We start from the raw sequence: 277 nt of genomic DNA on the forward strand, positions 1-277 counted from the left end.
GCATCTTTACCCTGTTTTTTACGTGCCGAAGCCAGACAAATGGCGATGTAGTTGATCAGTACGCCGTCGAGGATCGCCAGCAGCGCCTGGAGAGTCGGTTGTTGGCACTGAAGCCGTCGGCGCAGAGGAATAAACAGATGCGTGGTGAGCGTCTGGGCGGGGTAATCCTGACCGCGCTCTTTGATCCACGTTCGCAGGCTATGCAGATTGCCGCTTTGCAAGTAAGTCAGTAATGTTTCTTGCTGATCGCGCCAGCCGTTCTGCACATCAACATTTT

At 53.8% G+C, this 277-nt stretch carries 1 protein-coding gene; it reads right to left on the reverse strand.

All coding sequences use genetic code 11. The annotated features are described in order from the left end of the window. A partial coding sequence (locus FN960_RS21480) for a hypothetical protein (RefSeq protein ID WP_221936852.1) occupies positions 1-277 on the reverse strand: 277 nt, incomplete at both ends.

Origin of the sequence: Alkalicoccobacillus porphyridii (genome assembly GCF_007293315.1) — a bacterium.
GTDB classification, from domain to species: domain Bacteria; phylum Bacillota; class Bacilli; order Bacillales; family Bacillaceae_D; genus Alkalicoccobacillus; species Alkalicoccobacillus porphyridii.